The organism is Geoalkalibacter subterraneus (genome assembly GCF_000827125.1).
Lineage (GTDB): Bacteria > Desulfobacterota > Desulfuromonadia > Desulfuromonadales > Geoalkalibacteraceae > Geoalkalibacter_A > Geoalkalibacter_A subterraneus.
Genome location: NZ_CP010311.1, coordinates 2,554,761 through 2,571,008 on the forward strand (window position 1 = coordinate 2,554,761; position 16,248 = coordinate 2,571,008).

The window sequence follows — 16,248 nt, forward strand, 5'->3', positions numbered from 1 at the left end:
TCAGAAACGATCCTCCCGATAATCCGGGACCTCGTCGTACCACTCGGGACGCTGGGCCGCCAAATTCAGGGCCTCCTGCGCCTGGGAGATGATCTTTTCACGATCCCGCGGGTAGCTGCCTGCCAGGTTCAGGATGTTGGAGACGTGATTGGAGCGAAGAATGGTCCGCCGTGGATTAAGCTGCGTAACAAGATTCAACGCTTCTGCCAGGATGCCGCCGCGCGTGAGCGGTTCCAGCGAGCGGAAGAAATCGTCATTGTGTCGATGGAACAAGGTCAACAGAGAAAAATAGGTGGGCGACAGGGCATTGATCCAACGGGCGGTGGCGGCCGCATGCACATCGGAACGCTCCCGCCCTGCCAGTCCGAGAATGGCGGTGACGGAAAGCTTCATCCCGGTCTCATGCGCTTTGCGGCATAAAGCGAGCATTTCATCCGCGCCGTAGCCCTTGTTCACCTCACTCAACGTCCGGTCGTCGCCGCTTTCCAGCCCGAAATAAAGAAGCTTCAACTTCTTTTCCCGCAACAGCACCAGATCATCGACCGTCTTCGTGGTCAGGCTGCTTGGTGAAGCGTAAGCTGCCACCCGGCGCAGGTTGGGCAGCATCTGATCAAGGGCGTCGAGGATTTTCACCAAACCCTCCTGTGGATACACCAGGGCATCGCCGTCAGCAAGAAAGACCCGCTGAATCATTGGGCGGTGTGTCGCCGGAATCGCGGCAACCTGGGCCACCACCTCCTCGGCCGGACGCACGGTAAAGTGCTTTGTCTTGTACATGCCGCAGAATGTGCAGCGATTCTGGGAACATCCAAGCGTAACCTGCAGAATCAGCGATTGTGCCTCTGACGGTGGCCGATAGACCGGTTCGTCGTAATCGAAATACCAGAACATAACCTACTCTTCCCCTGATTTTCGTAACTGTTTAGCATGCCCCGGAAACCGATCCATCCCCCAGGCGATGCCGAGTCCGCCTAAAAAACCTCCGATATGGGCGCCATGGGCGACCCCACCGCCTCCGCCACCACCGGTGAGCAGAAACGGCAGCAGGTTGTCGATCACCAGGTAAAACCCCAGCACCAGGCGCGCCGGCACCATGAATGTGTTCATGATAAACGGAAACAGAAAAACGAAAACTTTGACCATGTTACGGGGAAACCACAGGAAGTAGAAGCCGAGCACCCCCGAAATTGCCCCTGACGCCCCCACCATGGGGGTCTGAGAATGGGGGACAAACACGGCGAAAAACACCGTGGCCAGTATTCCTGTCACCATGTAGGCAAAAAAGAACGGAATATGGCCGATGCGATGTTCGACATTATCGCCGAAAATCCATAAAAAGAGCATATTCCCAATCAGATGGAGCCATCCGCCATGCAGAAACATGGCCGTAAAGAGAGTCAGAAAAGAGGGGTCGGCCGGGCGATAGCCATACTGGTAGATAAACAGATCGTAGGCACTGACCTGCTCGAAGATAACTCGGGCGGGAACGGACCCCTGAACACCCAGATCCCTGAGGTACTGCATCAGAACAGGATCGTTCAGATCGGGGCGGGCCGTGCTCAGCGGCAGGGCAACCACCAGCCATACCACGACATTGGCCGCAATAAGAAGATAGGTCATGACCGGCGTGGTGCGTGGGTTAGGATGATCGCCAACCGGCAGGAACATCTTTTTATCCTTTCTGGAAGCGTAATGGCGAAAGTTTGAATATACCATGTCGGCAAAGTACGCTGAACAGGCACTCTGCCAGGCTCACTCATTGTCATGAAAGAACGGCAGGAAATGAACTTTCCTGTCATTTCCTCTTCATTCGCGAACAAGGAATGGTAAAATGAAAGACGTATCCGATCAACCGACCAAAACAAATCGGCACATTCTCACAAAATATACACCCCTGCGCAAATAAAGGAGAAAAAAGATTCATGCATATGGTGCACATGCGCGGCAGCAGCCGCAACTACAACGTCGGCAAAATCATCTGCCTCGGTCGCAATTACGCAGAGCATGCGCGCGAGCTCGGCAATCCCGTTCCCAAGGAGCCTGTCATATTTCTCAAGCCCGCCACCGCCATCATTCGCAGTGGTGAGCAGATCGTAATACCGTCCTATTCCAACGAGTGCCACCACGAAGTGGAAATGGCCGTTCTTATCGGAGGTTATGGCCGCAACATTGAGAAGGACAAAGCACATGAGCTGATCGCGGGTTACGCGGTGGCGCTCGATATGGCCCTGCGCGATGTACAGAACCGCCTCAAAAAACAGGGATTACCCTGGGAGATTGCCAAAGGATTCGACACCTCGTGCCCTCTTTCCGACTTCACCCCCCGTGATAAGGTGACCACGCCTGAACGTCTCGGCATCCGCCTCAGCATCAACGGGGCCATCCGTCAGGAAGGCAACACGGATCAGATGATTCTGGATCCCGCCGAAATTATTGCGCACGCATCGACGATCTTCACCCTTGAGGAGGGAGATATCATTCTGACCGGAACTCCGGCCGGCGTCGGCCCGGTTCGGAGCGGCGATCAACTGCGCGCGGAGATTGACCAACTTGGATCGCTGGAGGTATCGGTCAGATGAAACCGAAACGACTAGCCATTATCGGCACAGGCGCAGTGGGACAGAGTGTCGCCAGCCTGCTGCATGACGCGGGGCACGATATCCGGGCCATTATCAGCCGCGACCGCAGACGGGCCGTCTCTGCCGCCCGCTTTGCCGGGGTTCGGCAGGCGGCCACGACGGATATGTCCTGCGTGCGCGAGGCGGAAATCATCCTGCTGGCGGTCAGCGACGACCAAATCGGTTCAGTAGCGGCCCACCTGCGTCGCAAAGTCGGGTTGGCCCCCGGCACAGTTTTGATCCATTTCAGCGGCATCCACCGCGCGGACATTCTGCTGGGAGATCAGGCGGACGGGCTTCACGCCCTGGCCATTCACCCCCTCAAATCATTCCCGGATGAGGTGGTCGGTGTCCGGGCCCTGCCGGGCAGCCCTTTTGCAATAGAGGGTGACGAAGAACTTCTGCCGCTGGCGCAGGAACTGATTCAGGCAATGGGCGGGATCGCCTTTCGTATCAAAGGGGAACAGAAACCCCTCTATCACGCAGCGGCCTGCGTTGCCTCCAACTACATGGTCACTCTTGTCAGCGTGGCGCGCGACATCATGGCGGCCTGCGGCTTCAGCCAGCAGGACGCCTTCCGCATGCTGACCTCGCTGATGAAGGATACAGGAAAAAACCTGGCCGCCCTCGGTCCGGAAAACGCTCTGACCGGTCCTATCGCCCGTGGCGATGTCCGCACCGTGGAAAAGCACCTGCGCGCCCTGGAAGCGTTGCCTGAAGATGTCGGGGAAATTTATCGTGTGCTGGGTCGAAAAACGGTTGAACTGGCACGTCATAAGGGAGCGTTGGCAGCCGAACAAGCCCGCGAAATTCTGAAAGCGCTTGATGAGTAGCTCTTAAAGCTGGCAGCGCAACATCTTGCGCCCCTGCTCGAACAGCACTTCCATCTTATTCGGCTTGAAAACCGCAACCACCTGGCCAAGACCGAAAACCGGGTGACGCACGAGATCTTCAACCTCGAAGCTGCCATCCATCGTATAACCGACAGCCGCAGCAGGATCGCGGTCGCGCACATTCTGCTGCCACTCTTCCTGATCAGCCGTTGCTTTTTTCGAACTGGCGGCTTTATCGGTCACCCGTCGTGCTCCGCCGCTCGCATTAGCTTTAGTCGTACGCATAGCTTTGGCAGGCCGGTATTTATGCGTACCTTCGCAGGTATTGCATTGTACCTTGACAACCGTGGCCTCCACCATGGCAACAATTGTGTGATTGGTCACACGACCGCACTTGGTGCACTGGGATTCGACATGCCCACCAACCGTAGGGTTTTGTACAGAACTCATAAAACTCTGAAATTCCTCTTCAAAAATAATGGGTTACTCGCTAAAAATTCCCGTTCCATCGAAAGAAGGGAACCTTTTGTATCATTGCATGATTGACGGCGTCAAGGGACGAACCCCAGAAGTCCATACCAGAAAAGGCCGCCCCCCAGGGAGCGGCCTTTTCTGGTATGACAGAAGTGGATGGTATAAGGGATCAAGCCTCGTCCATTAGTGCGGCGTGGGCAGCCGCCAGCCGGGCGATCGGTACCCGGAAAGGCGAGCAGGAGACATAATCGAGCCCAATCTTATGGCAGAAGATGACGCTCTCGGGATCACCGCCATGCTCGCCGCAGATCCCGAGCTTGATTCCGGGGCGGGCCTTGCGTCCTTTTTCACAGCCCATTTCCACCAACTGTCCAACCCCACGCTGATCGAGCGTGACAAAGGGATCATTGGGCAGGATGTTCTGCTCGACATACTGCGGCAGGAACTTGCCGGCGTCGTCACGGGAAAGACCGAAGGTGGTCTGAGTGAGGTCGTTGGTGCCGAAGGAAAAGAAATCAGCCTGGCTCGCCACTTCGTCAGCGGTCAGGGCTGCGCGCGGCAATTCGATCATGGTCCCGATCAGGTATTCGACTTTGGCGCCCAGGCGTTCAATCACACCATCGGCTATGCGCACGGCATTGGCGCGCATGATTTCCAACTCCTTCACATGGCCGACCAGGGGAATCATGATCTCCGGCACGATCCGATAGCCCTCTTCCTGAATCAGTTCGCAGGCCGCTTCCATAATCGCCTGCACCTGCATGTCGTAGATTTCCGGATAAGTGATGCCGAGGCGGCAGCCGCGATGACCCAGCATGGGGTTGAACTCGTGCAAATAGTCGACCTTGTGCCGCAGCACGGATGCGTCGACACCCATCACTTTAGCGATCTCTTCGATTTCCGCTTCCTTCTGCGGCAGAAACTCGTGCAGTGGCGGATCGAGCAGGCGGATGGTGACCGGCAGCCCCTTCATTTCGCGAAACAGGCCCTTGAAATCACTTTTCTGCATGGGCAGGATCTTGGTCAAGGCTTTTTTGCGCCCTTCGACGTCTTCCGAGAGAATCATCTCACGCACCGCCATGATCCGCTCTGCATCGAAGAACATGTGTTCGGTACGGCACAGGCCGATTCCTTCGGCGCCGAACTTGCGTGCGACAGCTGCATCGTTGGGCGTATCGGCGTTGGTGCGCACCTTGAGCTTGCGGAACTTGTCCACCCACTCCATCAGCATGGCGAAGTCGCCGGTCAGTTCAGGCGACACGGTGGGAACCGCACCCTGCATGACCTCACCGGTAGAACCGTCAAGGGTGATCACATCGCCCTTGCGAATTATGGCACCGCTTTTGGTGGCGAACTGCTGCTTGGAATAGTCAACCTTGATATCACCGCAGCCGGCCACACAGCATTTACCCATACCGCGTGCCACCACAGCCGCGTGGGAGGTCATTCCCCCGCGGGCGGTCAGGATCCCCTGAGCAGCGTGCATGCCGTGAATATCTTCGGGGCTGGTTTCGATCCGCACCAGAATCACTTTGAGCCCGATGCGGGCGGCATCTTCGGCTTCGTCGGCGGTAAAAACCACCTCGCCGTTGACCGCACCGGGCGATGCGGGCAGTCCCTTGGCGATGACTTCCTTGCTTGCCTTGGGATCAAGCGAGGGATGCAGCAACTGGTCGAGCTGACGCGGCTCGACCCGCAAAACCGCTTCCTTTTCGCCGATCAGGCCCTCTTTGACCATGTCCACGGCGATTTGCACCGCCGCCCGTGCGGTGCGCTTGCCGCTTCGCGTCTGCAGCATATAGAGCTTGTGCTTTTCAATGGTGAATTCGATATCCTGCATGTCGCGGTAATGAGTTTCGAGGATCTGCTGAATTTTCATCAGCTGCGCGTAACACTCGGGCAGAACCTCTTCCATGGATGGCAGATCGGAATCGCCCTTCCCTTTGTTGATCGGCTGAGGCGTGCGGATACCGGCCACCACGTCCTCGCCCTGGGCGTTGACCAGGAATTCGCCGAAAAAGATTTTTTCGCCGGTGGACGGGTTGCGGGTAAAGGCCACGCCGGTGGCGCAGTCGTCTCCCATGTTGCCAAACACCATGGACTGTACGGTGACTGCAGTGCCCCATTCAGCAGGGATATTGTTCAAGCGGCGATAGGTAATGGCGCGGGGGTTCATCCAGGAGCCGAACACCGCACCGATGGCTCCCCACAGCTGCTCGCGGGGATCGGTGGGGAAATCGCGTCCCAGGGTCTCCTTGACCTTGTCCTTGAACTGCTGAACCAGGGCCTTCATGTCGGCAGAAGAGAGCTGGGTGTCGAGCTCGACGTCACGCTCCTCTTTCATCTCTTCGAGAAGATCTTCAAGGATTTCGCCGTTCATGCCCAGCACCACGTTGGAATACATCTGAATGAAACGACGATAGGAATCGTAGGCAAACCGCTCGTCCCCGCTCTGCTTGATCACCCCTTTGACGGTTTCATCATTGAGCCCGAGGTTGAGGACGGTATCCATCATGCCGGGCATGGAGACACGTGCGCCGGAGCGAACCGAAACGAGCAGCGGATTCTCAGGATCACCGAACTTTTTCCCCATCAGCTCCTCGACCCGCGCAAGGTTCTTTTCCACCTCTTCGGTGAGTCCGTCTGGATACTGACGGTTGTTCTTGTAAAACTCGGTGCAGACCTCGGTGGAAAGGGTGAATCCGGGCGGTACGGGCAACCCGATGGAAGTCATTTCCGCCAGGTTGGCTCCTTTGCCGCCCAGCAGCTCTTTCATGTCGCCGCGGCCTTCGGCTTTCCCCTCGCCGAAGAAATAAACATACTTCCGTGCCATCAATCGACTCCTCCTCGTCAGTGATGTTGGTTCAGACCGAAATGGTCCGCGCGCCGACTCCCCGGATAAAATTCAGTCTGAGATCCGAGAAAAGTCAGCAATCCCCTGAAACAGCCGGGCCACGGAGGTCAGAAGCGCAAGACGGTTGTTTCGCACCGCCTCATCTTCCGCCATGACCATGACCCCTTCAAAAAAAGCATCCACAGGAGCACGCAACCCGGCAATGGATTGAAGGGCTCCTGCATAATCTCCATTTCCAACCTGCCGCTGCACTTGGTTTGAGACACTTGATACCGCCTCAGCCAGGTCCTTTTCGCATGCGGCTTCGAACAGCCCGGCGCGCACCACGCTGTCGACTCCGCCCTTAATGATATTCACCACCCGCTTGAATGCAACTGCCAGGGCATCGAAATCCTGGCGTTGCTTCATTTCAGCCAGTGCTTTGACGCGCTGCAGCGCATCGACGGGGTCGTTGAAGGCTTCAGCCAGCACCGCATCGACCACATCATGGGCAAAGCCCTGTCCGGTCAGCATGTTGAAGAAGCGCAGCCGGATGAATTCGATCACATCTTGGCGCACATCTCCTACAGGGCGCTGCAGCTTGGGCTCCAGCAGGTCGAGGCTGCGATCGACCAGTTCCGCAACCGAAAGCCGCAAGCCGCGGTCGAGAACGATGTTGAGAATCCCGATGGCATTGCGGCGCAGCGCATAGGGGTCGGCAGTCCCGGTGGGGATGAGGCCGACGCCGAAGCAGCCGCAGATGGTGTCGATCTTATCCGCAAGCGACACAAAAGCGCCGATACTGTCCGAGGGCAGCTCGCCGCCGGCCTGAATCGGCAGATAATGTTCATGGATCGCCTTGCAGACGCGGGGGTCCTCCCCTTCGAGACGCGCATATTCACGCCCCATAACCCCCTGAAGCTCCGGGAATTCGTAGACCATGCCGGTCTCGAGGTCACACTTGGCCAACAGCGCGGCACGCTCCACAAGGGGAGCGGACTGCGGCTCGAATTTTTCGGCCAGGTCGAGGGCGATCTGCTTGAAGCGCATCACCTTCTCGTAGCTGGTCCCCAGCTTTGCCTGATAGACGACGTTCTTGAGCGCCTCAAGACGATTTTCAAGGGGGGCCTTGCGGTCCTCCTGCCAGAAGAACATGGCATCGGCCAGCCGCGCCCGCAATACGCGCTCGTTGCCCTTGATCACCACCGCAGGATCGCGCGGTTTGGTATTGGCCACCGTGATGAAGCGCGGCATCAACTGCCCGTCGGATCCGGCCACGGTAAAATAACGCTGATGCTCCCGCATGGTGGTAATCAGCAGTTCGCGGGGAAGTTCGAGATATTTCTCCTCGAAACTGCCGCACAGAGCCACTGGATATTCGACCAGAAAGGCGACTTCATCGAGCAGCTGCGGATCGGGGTTGACGGTCCCCCCGGCCTCACGGGCAGCACGATCGATTTGATCAGCAATAATCTCTCTGCGTTTTTGGGGCTGTGGCAGCACGAACTGCTGTTCACACTGCTTCAGCCAACTCTGGGCGTCGCGGACGGTAAAGCTGTCCGGCGCCATGAAGCGGTGCCCGCGGGAGAGCACTCCGCTGCTCAGGTTGCCAAAGGTGAAGGGAACCACATCGCCGTCAAAGAGAGCGACAATCCAGTGCATGGGACGTGCGAATCGAATATCGAGATCTTTCCAGCGCATCGATTTCTTGAAAGGGATCGCGCCGATGACGCGGGGCAGCATTTCAGGAAGGATCTCAGAAGTGGGCCGACCTTCGACCACCTTGGAAATATGGACGTACTCCCCTTTTTCCGTCTCGACCCGGCCGAGGTCAGCCACATCCACCCCGTTGGAGCGGGCGAATCCCATGGCGGCCTTGGAGGGGTTTCCATCCGCGTCAAAAGCGACCTTGACCGAAGGCCCCATCAGGTCAAGTTCCTGGCGCTGCTGTTCCGGAGCCACATCGGCGACGGAGATCGCCAGGCGGCGCGGGGTGGCGTAGGTCGTCACATCTCCGTGGGCGATACGCGCCGACTCGAACTCCTTGCGCAGCAGGCGTTCAAGATCAGCTTGAGCAACCGGCAGAAAGCCGGCGGGTATTTCTTCGGTTCCAATTTCCAAAAAAAGTTCGGCAGACATGCAATCTCCGGAAGTAACAAGTCTTTTATAGTGTCAGATCAATTTTGAAGGCAACTACGCCCACCCCGGCCTGATGGTCGAACCTGCGGCAGGGGTGCGATCAGCCTTTTTTAAGTAGCGGGAAACCCAGCTTTTCGCGCTGCGCCACGTAACCCTGAGCGCAAAGCTTGGACAAATTGCGCACGCGCCCGATGTAGTTGGCGCGTTCAGTCACTGAAATAGCGCCGCGCGCATCGAGAAGATTGAAAGCATGGGAGCACTTGAGCACGAAATCGTAGGCGGGAAACACCAGGGATTTTTCCGCCAGGCGAATGCATTCCTTCTCGTACATGCCGAAAAGGGCGAACAGCATATTGGTATCGGCCTCCTCGAAATTGTAATGAGAGAACTCGACTTCGGTCTGATGGTGCACATCGCCGTACTTGACGCCTTCCACCCATTCGAGGTCGTAGACGTTGTCCACGCCCTGCAGGTACATGGCAATACGCTCGCACCCGTAGGTGATTTCGCCACTGACCGGTTTGAGGTCGATCCCGCCCGCCTGCTGAAAATAGGTAAACTGGGTGATCTCCATGCCGTCGAGCCAGACTTCCCAGCCCAGCCCCCAGGCTCCAAGGGTGGGCGACTCCCAGTCGTCCTCCACAAAGCGGATGTCGTGTTCAGCGGCGTCGATACCGAAACTTTTGAGGGAGTCGAGATAGAGTTCCTGAATATTCATGGGCGAGGGCTTCAGGATAACCTGAAACTGATAGTAGTGCTGGAGGCGGTTGGGATTTTCGCCGTAGCGGCCGTCAGTGGGGCGGCGCGAAGGTTCAACATAGGCCACCTTCCACGGCTCGGGCCCCAGCACCCGAAGAAAGGTGGCGGGGTTGAAAGTCCCGGCACCTTTTTCCAGATCATAGGGCTGCTGGATGATGCAGCCCTGTTCGGCCCAATATTGCTGAAGGGAAAGAATCAGGTCTTGAAAGGTCACGTGCCCTCCGAAAAAACAGTGTTTTTAAATCATCGTCAAAGACGCGAAAAGCGTATACTGTGTACAAAATTAACAGAACGCAAAGCCTAGCCCACTCTGTGGCCTCTGTCAAGGCGGAAAAAACCGGCTCAGGGCCCGTTTTTATCGTACTGACGCGGGGTTGCGTTCTCCAGAAAGCGATCGACAAATGCCTGGCTGCGCAAGGCATGAGGCAGATGAACCCGCAGGGCGTCGCCGAGGACAGCGGCCCCCTCAGCCATGGTCAGGGAACCGAACCGGAATCCGGTGAAACGATCGGCCGCCACATTCAGGCAACGCGCCAGGGTTCCCAAGGTCAGGGGGGAGAGGCGCAGGCGGAAATCGCTGCCGGCACAGGACGGGCACAGCCGCCCGCCCCGCTCGGCAGAGAAGGCCACCTGTGAAGGCGTGGCCGTCTCGCCGCATTCGGCACAGTGGAGCAGGTGCGGCAGGTAACCGGCCGCCCGCAGCAGGCGCAGCTCGAAGAGCAGCTTGTAAGCGGCCCGCTCCTGCGCCGTTCCGGCAGGCAAGGCCACCAGATACGCCTCCAGCACGTCGAAGACGTCGGCATGAGGTTCACCGTCGGCAAACAGAGCTTCAAGTACTTCGCATCCGTAGGCGGCCAGTGACAGGGTATCAAGTTCGGCCCGCAGATCGGGGCGCAGGTCCTGCAGTTCGGCTTCGCGCAGCCGCGCCAATCCGTCTCCACGCGCAGGCTGCCAGTGCAGCGTGATACGCGCGAAAGGCTCCAGGGCCGCTCCGAAACGACGACGACTGCCCCGGGCATGTGCGGCAAAACCTTTGATCAGGCCGGCATCGCGCGCATACAGGGTCACAATACGGTCAGCCTCCCCGTAATCGATACGCCGCAGAACAATGGCTTCGGAGCGTAGAATTTTCATGCAGACCAGATACCGCGGTTACAACAAAAGCTGCAGAAACATGGTGGCTGTCCCGAAATAGATGAGAATGCCGGTAATATCGTTGGCCGTCTGCACAAAGGGGCTGGAGGCGATGGCGGGATCAACGCCTATTTTCTTGAAAAAGGTCGGCGCCAGCACTCCCATACTGGCCGCAACCGTCATAGCGGTCACCATGGCCAGTCCCACCACCAGCCCCAGGTACGGGTTATGGTGCCAGAACCAGGCCACCAGCCCGATCGTCGAGCCGCAGACCGTCCCCATGATAAAACCAACGCGCAGCTCCTTGAAAAAAACCCGTCGCAGAGTCCCCATATCGATGCGGCCGGTGGCAAAACCGCGCACGACGATGGTGGCGGACTGACCGCCGACGTTGCCCCCCATGCCCGTGATGACCGGCACGAAGGAGACCAGGGCAACGATCTGTTCCAGGGTCGCCTTGAACATCCACATCAGGTAGCCGGTGATCACTCCGCCAAAAAGATTGACGAGCAGCCAGGGCAGGCGCAGACGGGCGATTTTAAAGGATTTGAAGCCGTAGAGCAGCTCCTCCTCACTGGCGCCGGCCATCTTGAAGATATCCTCGGTGGCCTCTTCGCGCATGACGTCGATGACGTCGTCGACGGTCACGATACCCATCAGCTTGTTGCTTTCGTCTACGACGGGGATAGCCAGGATATTGTAGCGCGCCACCAGGTGCGCCACCTCTTCCTGGTCGGTGTCGGTGGTGACGCGGATGACATCACGCGTCATGATATCCTTCAGCTGTGTTTGGGGCGGCACGGTCAGCAGCTGACGCAGAGAGAGCACGCCGACCAGATGGTTGTATTCGTCGGTGACATAGAGATAGAAAACCATCTCCACATCTTCTGCCCGCTGCAGCGCCTCGATGGCCTCCTGAACGCTCATGTCCTCGCGCAGCGAGAAAATCTCCGTCGACATGATGCCGCCGGCGCTGTCTTCATCGTAGCTGAGAAGCTGTTCGATCTCGGTGGAATCCTCATCCTGCATGATGTTGAGGATTTCCTCCGCAAGCTCGTCAGGCATGTTGCGGATAATATCTACCGCATCATCATACGGCATTTCCTGAAGCACTTCGGTGATCGTCTCACGGTCGATCTGCTCAAGCAGCTGCGCTCCCGTGCTGTGATCGAGTTCGGACAGCACGTAGGCCGAAATTTCCGGGTCCTCGATCAGGTTGAAGAGAATGCGCTGCTCTTTAAGATCGAGGTAACGAAAGAGGTGCGCAATATCTGCAGGATGTATTTTGGAAAGCAGCTTGGAGAGGTGCGGATAGGCACCTCGACGAATAAGACGACGCGCCGTATCAAGGAGAAGCTGATGCTTTTGTTCCATAGGGGTCTCCTTGGGCATTCAGTAAAGAAATCAATCCAGCAACGACGGAAAAAGCAAGTGGGATGCCTTTGAAGCCGAGCAGAAAATTGCAAACACGCCATTGTATAGACTGCGTCGCCGGGCTGTCAATGAGGGCTCGCTGAAAACAGCTGTGCCTTAAAAAACAAAGCCCCGGCACCGCATTGCGGACCGGGGTTTCTTCATCTGGCATTCTTATCTGTTCGTGCAGGTGTCAGGCCGCACTCTGTTTTTCGTATTCTTCCACCATGCGCCGGTAGCGACTTTCAATGTCCGGGTCCCGCGCTTCGGCATCCCGGTAGGCCTGTACCATTTCGGGCCGGACCTCGGCGGGCAGCACCCGTTCAGCCAGGGGATAGAGAATGTTGTCTTCCTTGTCGATGTGATCGCGCAGCAGTTCGGCATAGCCGCGCGCATTTTCTGCAATCACCGGAATCTGCCCCGTTTCACCCGCCTGCGCTTTCAAAGCCGCTTCTTCCATGGCACGCACCAGAGTCCGCCCCTGGTCATGGGTCATCAGCATCGCGGCGACCGGTGAATTCTCCTTGGGCATGCCGTTCTTCACCAGGGCCTCGAACAACACGTCTTCCTCTTTGGCATGGTGAAAACGGTCGGCATAGTTGCGGATAAAATCAACGGCATCGAGGAAAAACTGCCAGTCGCGAAAGCGCCCCTGCTCCATCTGTTCGACGTTGCGCTCAAGCAGGGCGATCATGCGCAGAATAAGCCGGTGTTCCTCCACCATCACCTGGGTGACATCCACCTTTTCCATGCTCAGCTTCTCCTTTCACCATCGACCCCGATGATCGCTACCTCGAAGGGAATATCCTTGCCGGAAGCTTCCAGAGCCTGCTTGGCCATCATGGCAAGCCCGCGGCAGCAGGGTACTTCCATGATGGTGACGGTCAGGGATTTGATGTCGTTGTTTTTCAGAATCGCCGTCAGCTTCTCCATGTACGGGCCGGTGTCGTCCAGCTTGGGACAGGCATTGACCAGCACTTTGCCCTTGATGAAATCGCGGTGGAAGTCGCCGTAGGCGAAGGGCGTACAGTCGGCGGCGATCAGCAGATGGGCGTCCTGCAGCCAGGGAGCGCTGGGCGGCACCAGGTGCAACTGGGTCGGCCATTGGCGCAGTTCGGAAGCCACTTTGCCGGTGGTGCTGTTGCTGGTTTCGTTCTTTTCGATGGTTCTCACGTTGCTGCCGGGGCAGCCGCAGGCCAGGTTTTTCATAGTTCGATCTCCTTTTAAAATCAATAACTTTAACGCTGAGTCGCTGAGAGGGAGAGATTTTGAGAAAAAATCTTTTGGTTTTACTCTCCGTGGATTCTTAGGCTCTGCGTCTCTCCGTTTAGATCTTGGCGCCTTGGTGGCTGCCTTCTATTCCTGCTCTTCCAGGTAACTGTTGATTTCCTCTTCGATCTTCGCTTCCGCCTGTTCGCCCAGGGCGTGGATGCCGACCACGTCCTTGAGCAGGCAGATGCCGACGCCGCAGGTCACGCAGCCGATATCGTATTTCTGCAGAATCTCCCCGATGCGGGGATGTTTTTCGAGTACGGTCTGAATCTGCTCGTTGCCGAGATCGTTTTTCAGGTTCATGCCTGCCTCCTCTTTGTTGATCTGGACGCAGAATATCGCAGAACCCGCAAGGGGAACATGACCTGGGTCAAAAACCGGGGAAAAATGTTTTTTTCAGGGATGAAAGGGGAAAAAGTGACTGTCGAAGAGATAAAGGCACTCGCCGAACCTACTCGCGCGCCGGACCCGGGGTATCGTCGCCGCGAGGGTTGGTCCCGGGGAGAGAGGATCCGGAACCGGGGATGGAGCCGGTGTCGAAATTGACTCCGCCCGGCTGAACGGCGTTCTGCGGAGTTTCGTAGATAAAGTCCCACTGGGAGTAGCGTTCAGCTCCGGAAAAAGCTTCCAGCCCTGCCGGAAAATTGTCCGTTTGAAACGGTTTTTCGTCACTGGAGCTGCGCACCCCACGGATACGACCGCCCTGATCCTTGATCAGCACAAAGGGCTCGCCGGTCATGGGGTCGGGATAGATGCTGCGAAGATGACGCACCACGCCGGCAGAACGCGGGTCACGCACAAGATCCTCGAGGCGGCTGGGCAGCATTCCGGTACCGCTGGAGGTTTTTTCACGCCCCGGGGGTTGGAACGCACGAGGCTGGGATCCCCCGCGGAAATCGGCATTATAATAACTTTCAATGGCGCGCTGATACTGCTGGCCGACCCAGAGCAACTGCTGTTCGCGCGCCCGCTGGGTGATGGTTTTCCAGCTGGTACCGGCCAGGGCCGCCCCCAGACCCATTACGACCACCGCAACCAGCACGACAATCAACATGGCGCCGCGCTGATTGCGCAGGGGGTGCAACGGAGAACTGAGACAAGACTTCATCGCAGATCACTTGCGGCCAAATCGCACACCGGGTCCGGAATCATGAAGGCCATTTCGTGAAAAAACGGCTCCCCCGGCGGCGAAGCAACATATACGGGCTGAAGAACTCTCACACTTTACCTTTTAAATCAGCAACTTGCACTGAACCCTTCGCTTCGCAAGCGAAAGGCATGATTTTTGGATGACATTTAACAGGATGTTCATAGAAATTAGCGTAAAACCACCCTCCAGGGCAAGAGTTCGCATCGTATCAAGGCGGCTGCAGCCCCATTTTCCAACCGGCGGAGAAACTGAATGAGCCGACAATTTCTCGTTATCAACCACTCTTCAACCCTGCGCAAGATCGTCCGCACCCAGATCCGTGCCACCCTCAACGACACGGTGGTTCTCGAGGCTGAACAGGCGGACGAAGCTCTGCGCATGATCCGGGACCGGCAATGCCACACGGCCCTCTTCCTTTGGGATCAGGCGTTGCCGCAGAATCGTGAACTGCTGGAGAAGCTGGCGGAACTGCCGGAAGATCAGCGGGTGCCGACACTGGTCATGACAACGGACGTGCGCAGCGAAACCCTCGACCTCTTCAGGCAGACCGGCATCAATGAACACCTGCCATGGCCCTGCCCTTCGGAAACACTGGCAGAGACACTCAACCGCATCTGCAACCCGGTCTCTTTACGCCGCGACAAACGCCACGCCTTCTCCCACGCCAATTTTCTTCTCGAACAGCGCGGCCACGCTTTTGAAGGAACCCTCGTCAATGCCAGCCTCGGCGGACTGCTGGGTGAGATGCCTTACAGCGACAATTTCAACTGGTCGCTGCCCGCCACCGCCAGCATCAACCTGACCGTGGATGGCGACAGTTATATCGCGCCCCATCTCTATTGCGCGGTGGTCCAGGTGACCGTCATTCGGCGCTACCCGGACTTTTCCCCCAAGATGCTGCGGATTTCTTTCAACTTCCTGCAGATCCCGGAAACCTCCCGCCAAACTCTCGAGCGGGCCTTCGAGCGTGCCGAAGCGGCACAGGATCCTGGAGAGAACCTGTACGCAGAGAAGATCACCGCAAACTGAAATCACCTTTGCTGCCAGCTGCCGTCAGACTGCTGCAGGTACCAGCCGGGGCGCGCCTTCTCACGCCAGCTCTGGGCAAAAATCTGCTGGACTTCGTCAGCTTTATCGGCAAAACCGTTGGCGCGGGCAATCTCGGCATAGAGCCGCAAACGGTCGGCGTTTTCATCAGCCACCAGCCGGTTGACCCGTGCCCGCTCCTTCAATTCCAGACCATCGGGAGACCGCACTGCCAACAAACCATCCTGCCCGATTCCGATATGCCCGGAGTCAAGGAAGGGCGCCAATTCGGCGCCACGCTCGGTCATGGCCGCACGAATGGCGCGAATCTCCGGCGTGCTGATATCGATATCCTGCTGCGCATAGGCGCTTCGCGCCCCGAACAGCTGCTGCAGAAAGCTCCCGGGTCCGACTGGCGCGTCCTGCGCAGGGGACCTTTCCGCACCGGGTGCCCCTGGAGTACCGTACACCTCGTCCACGATCCGCTCCGCCGCCTGCCGCACATCCTCCGCCGGGAAATAGATATTGATCGTGACACAGGATACCGCCACAAGCATCCCGAACATCGCCCAAAAAAAGGATTTTCTCATTTCGCCT

At 57.6% G+C, this 16,248-nt stretch carries 16 protein-coding genes; 3 read left to right on the forward strand and 13 right to left on the reverse strand.

Annotated features, from left to right (window positions below; translation table 11 throughout):
* Positions 1 to 891 (reverse strand): radical SAM protein, encoded by an 891-nt coding sequence (locus GSUB_RS11910; protein WP_040200969.1) that lies wholly within the window; start codon positions 889 to 891, stop codon positions 1 to 3.
* Between the two features lie 3 nt (positions 892 to 894).
* Positions 895 to 1,668 (reverse strand): rhomboid family intramembrane serine protease, encoded by a 774-nt coding sequence (locus tag GSUB_RS11915; protein WP_052464896.1) that lies wholly within the window; start codon positions 1,666 to 1,668, stop codon positions 895 to 897.
* A gap of 254 nt (positions 1,669 to 1,922) precedes the next feature.
* Between GSUB_RS11915 and GSUB_RS11920 the strand changes: the two genes are divergently transcribed.
* Both GSUB_RS11920 and GSUB_RS11925 read left to right on the forward strand, forming a co-directional pair.
* Entirely contained in the window at positions 1,923 to 2,579 is a 657-nt protein-coding gene (locus GSUB_RS11920) for a fumarylacetoacetate hydrolase family protein (RefSeq protein WP_040200970.1), read from the forward strand.
* A complete protein-coding gene (locus GSUB_RS11925) occupies positions 2,576 to 3,451 on the forward strand; it encodes a Rossmann-like and DUF2520 domain-containing protein (protein ID WP_040200971.1) in 876 nt (291 codons plus the stop codon). Before GSUB_RS11920 ends, GSUB_RS11925 begins: the two co-directional genes overlap by 4 nt.
* A gap of 3 nt (positions 3,452 to 3,454) precedes the next feature.
* Here the strand turns inward: GSUB_RS11925 and GSUB_RS11930 are convergent, their stop codons facing one another.
* From GSUB_RS11930 to GSUB_RS11975, 10 genes are all read right to left on the reverse strand, one after another.
* Entirely contained in the window at positions 3,455 to 3,901 is a 447-nt protein-coding gene (locus GSUB_RS11930) for a hypothetical protein (RefSeq protein WP_040200972.1), read from the reverse strand.
* Between the two features lie 193 nt (positions 3,902 to 4,094).
* Complete coding sequence (ppdK, locus tag GSUB_RS11935; RefSeq protein ID WP_040200973.1) at positions 4,095 to 6,758, reverse strand: pyruvate, phosphate dikinase; 2,664 nt, start codon at positions 6,756 to 6,758, stop codon at positions 4,095 to 4,097.
* A gap of 72 nt (positions 6,759 to 6,830) precedes the next feature.
* The gene (glyS, locus tag GSUB_RS11940; protein ID WP_040200974.1) at positions 6,831 to 8,897 is read right to left on the reverse strand and encodes a glycine--tRNA ligase subunit beta; all 2,067 of its coding nucleotides are present in this window, start codon (positions 8,895 to 8,897) and stop codon (positions 6,831 to 6,833) included.
* A gap of 100 nt (positions 8,898 to 8,997) precedes the next feature.
* Complete coding sequence (gene glyQ, locus GSUB_RS11945; RefSeq protein ID WP_040200975.1) at positions 8,998 to 9,870, reverse strand: glycine--tRNA ligase subunit alpha; 873 nt, start codon at positions 9,868 to 9,870, stop codon at positions 8,998 to 9,000.
* A 128-nt stretch (positions 9,871 to 9,998) separates the two neighbouring features.
* Complete coding sequence (gene recO / locus GSUB_RS18115) at positions 9,999 to 10,790, reverse strand: DNA repair protein RecO (protein ID WP_052464897.1); 792 nt, start codon at positions 10,788 to 10,790, stop codon at positions 9,999 to 10,001.
* 18 nt (positions 10,791 to 10,808) lie between these two features.
* Positions 10,809 to 12,164: a magnesium transporter gene (gene mgtE, locus GSUB_RS11955; protein WP_040200976.1), complete on the reverse strand. Its 1,356-nt coding sequence runs from the start codon at positions 12,162 to 12,164 to the stop codon at positions 10,809 to 10,811.
* A gap of 232 nt (positions 12,165 to 12,396) precedes the next feature.
* Positions 12,397 to 12,954: a hemerythrin domain-containing protein gene (locus GSUB_RS11960; protein WP_040200977.1), complete on the reverse strand. Its 558-nt coding sequence runs from the start codon at positions 12,952 to 12,954 to the stop codon at positions 12,397 to 12,399.
* A gap of 2 nt (positions 12,955 to 12,956) precedes the next feature.
* Entirely contained in the window at positions 12,957 to 13,412 is a 456-nt protein-coding gene (locus tag GSUB_RS11965) for a hypothetical protein (protein ID WP_052464898.1), read from the reverse strand.
* A 147-nt stretch (positions 13,413 to 13,559) separates the two neighbouring features.
* Complete coding sequence (locus GSUB_RS11970; RefSeq protein ID WP_040200978.1) at positions 13,560 to 13,778, reverse strand: hypothetical protein; 219 nt, start codon at positions 13,776 to 13,778, stop codon at positions 13,560 to 13,562.
* A gap of 148 nt (positions 13,779 to 13,926) precedes the next feature.
* A complete protein-coding gene (locus GSUB_RS11975; protein ID WP_052464899.1) occupies positions 13,927 to 14,583 on the reverse strand; it encodes a type II secretion system protein in 657 nt (218 codons plus the stop codon).
* Between the two features lie 294 nt (positions 14,584 to 14,877).
* Between GSUB_RS11975 and GSUB_RS11980 the strand changes: the two genes are divergently transcribed.
* Positions 14,878 to 15,654: a response regulator gene (locus GSUB_RS11980; RefSeq protein ID WP_040200979.1), complete on the forward strand. Its 777-nt coding sequence runs from the start codon at positions 14,878 to 14,880 to the stop codon at positions 15,652 to 15,654.
* A 2-nt stretch (positions 15,655 to 15,656) separates the two neighbouring features.
* On the opposite strand, the gene GSUB_RS11985 is transcribed toward GSUB_RS11980, so the two are convergent.
* A complete protein-coding gene (locus GSUB_RS11985) occupies positions 15,657 to 16,241 on the reverse strand; it encodes a YdbL family probable chaperone protein (RefSeq protein ID WP_040200980.1) in 585 nt (194 codons plus the stop codon).
* Positions 16,242 to 16,248 lie beyond the last annotated feature (7 nt).

Bases quoted from the DNA above. Each gene is read 5' to 3' on its own strand.
- GSUB_RS11910 (WP_040200969.1), bottom strand. From the start codon at position 891: ATGTTCTGGTATTTCGATTACGACGAACCGGTCTATCGGCCACCGTCA.
- GSUB_RS11915 (WP_052464896.1), bottom strand. From the start codon at position 1,668: ATGTTCCTGCCGGTTGGCGATCATCCTAACCCACGCACCACGCCGGTC.
- GSUB_RS11920 (WP_040200970.1), top strand. From the start codon at position 1,923: ATGCATATGGTGCACATGCGCGGCAGCAGCCGCAACTACAACGTCGGC.
- GSUB_RS11925 (WP_040200971.1), top strand. From the start codon at position 2,576: ATGAAACCGAAACGACTAGCCATTATCGGCACAGGCGCAGTGGGACAG.
- GSUB_RS11930 (WP_040200972.1), bottom strand. From the start codon at position 3,901: ATGAGTTCTGTACAAAACCCTACGGTTGGTGGGCATGTCGAATCCCAG.
- ppdK (WP_040200973.1), bottom strand. From the start codon at position 6,758: ATGGCACGGAAGTATGTTTATTTCTTCGGCGAGGGGAAAGCCGAAGGC.
- glyS (WP_040200974.1), bottom strand. From the start codon at position 8,897: ATGTCTGCCGAACTTTTTTTGGAAATTGGAACCGAAGAAATACCCGCC.
- recO (WP_052464897.1), bottom strand. From the start codon at position 10,790: ATGAAAATTCTACGCTCCGAAGCCATTGTTCTGCGGCGTATCGATTAC.
- mgtE (WP_040200976.1), bottom strand. From the start codon at position 12,164: ATGGAACAAAAGCATCAGCTTCTCCTTGATACGGCGCGTCGTCTTATT.
- GSUB_RS11960 (WP_040200977.1), bottom strand. From the start codon at position 12,954: ATGGAAAAGGTGGATGTCACCCAGGTGATGGTGGAGGAACACCGGCTT.
- GSUB_RS11965 (WP_052464898.1), bottom strand. From the start codon at position 13,412: ATGAAAAACCTGGCCTGCGGCTGCCCCGGCAGCAACGTGAGAACCATC.
- GSUB_RS11970 (WP_040200978.1), bottom strand. From the start codon at position 13,778: ATGAACCTGAAAAACGATCTCGGCAACGAGCAGATTCAGACCGTACTC.
- GSUB_RS11975 (WP_052464899.1), bottom strand. From the start codon at position 14,583: ATGAAGTCTTGTCTCAGTTCTCCGTTGCACCCCCTGCGCAATCAGCGC.
- GSUB_RS11980 (WP_040200979.1), top strand. From the start codon at position 14,878: ATGAGCCGACAATTTCTCGTTATCAACCACTCTTCAACCCTGCGCAAG.
- GSUB_RS11985 (WP_040200980.1), bottom strand. From the start codon at position 16,241: ATGAGAAAATCCTTTTTTTGGGCGATGTTCGGGATGCTTGTGGCGGTA.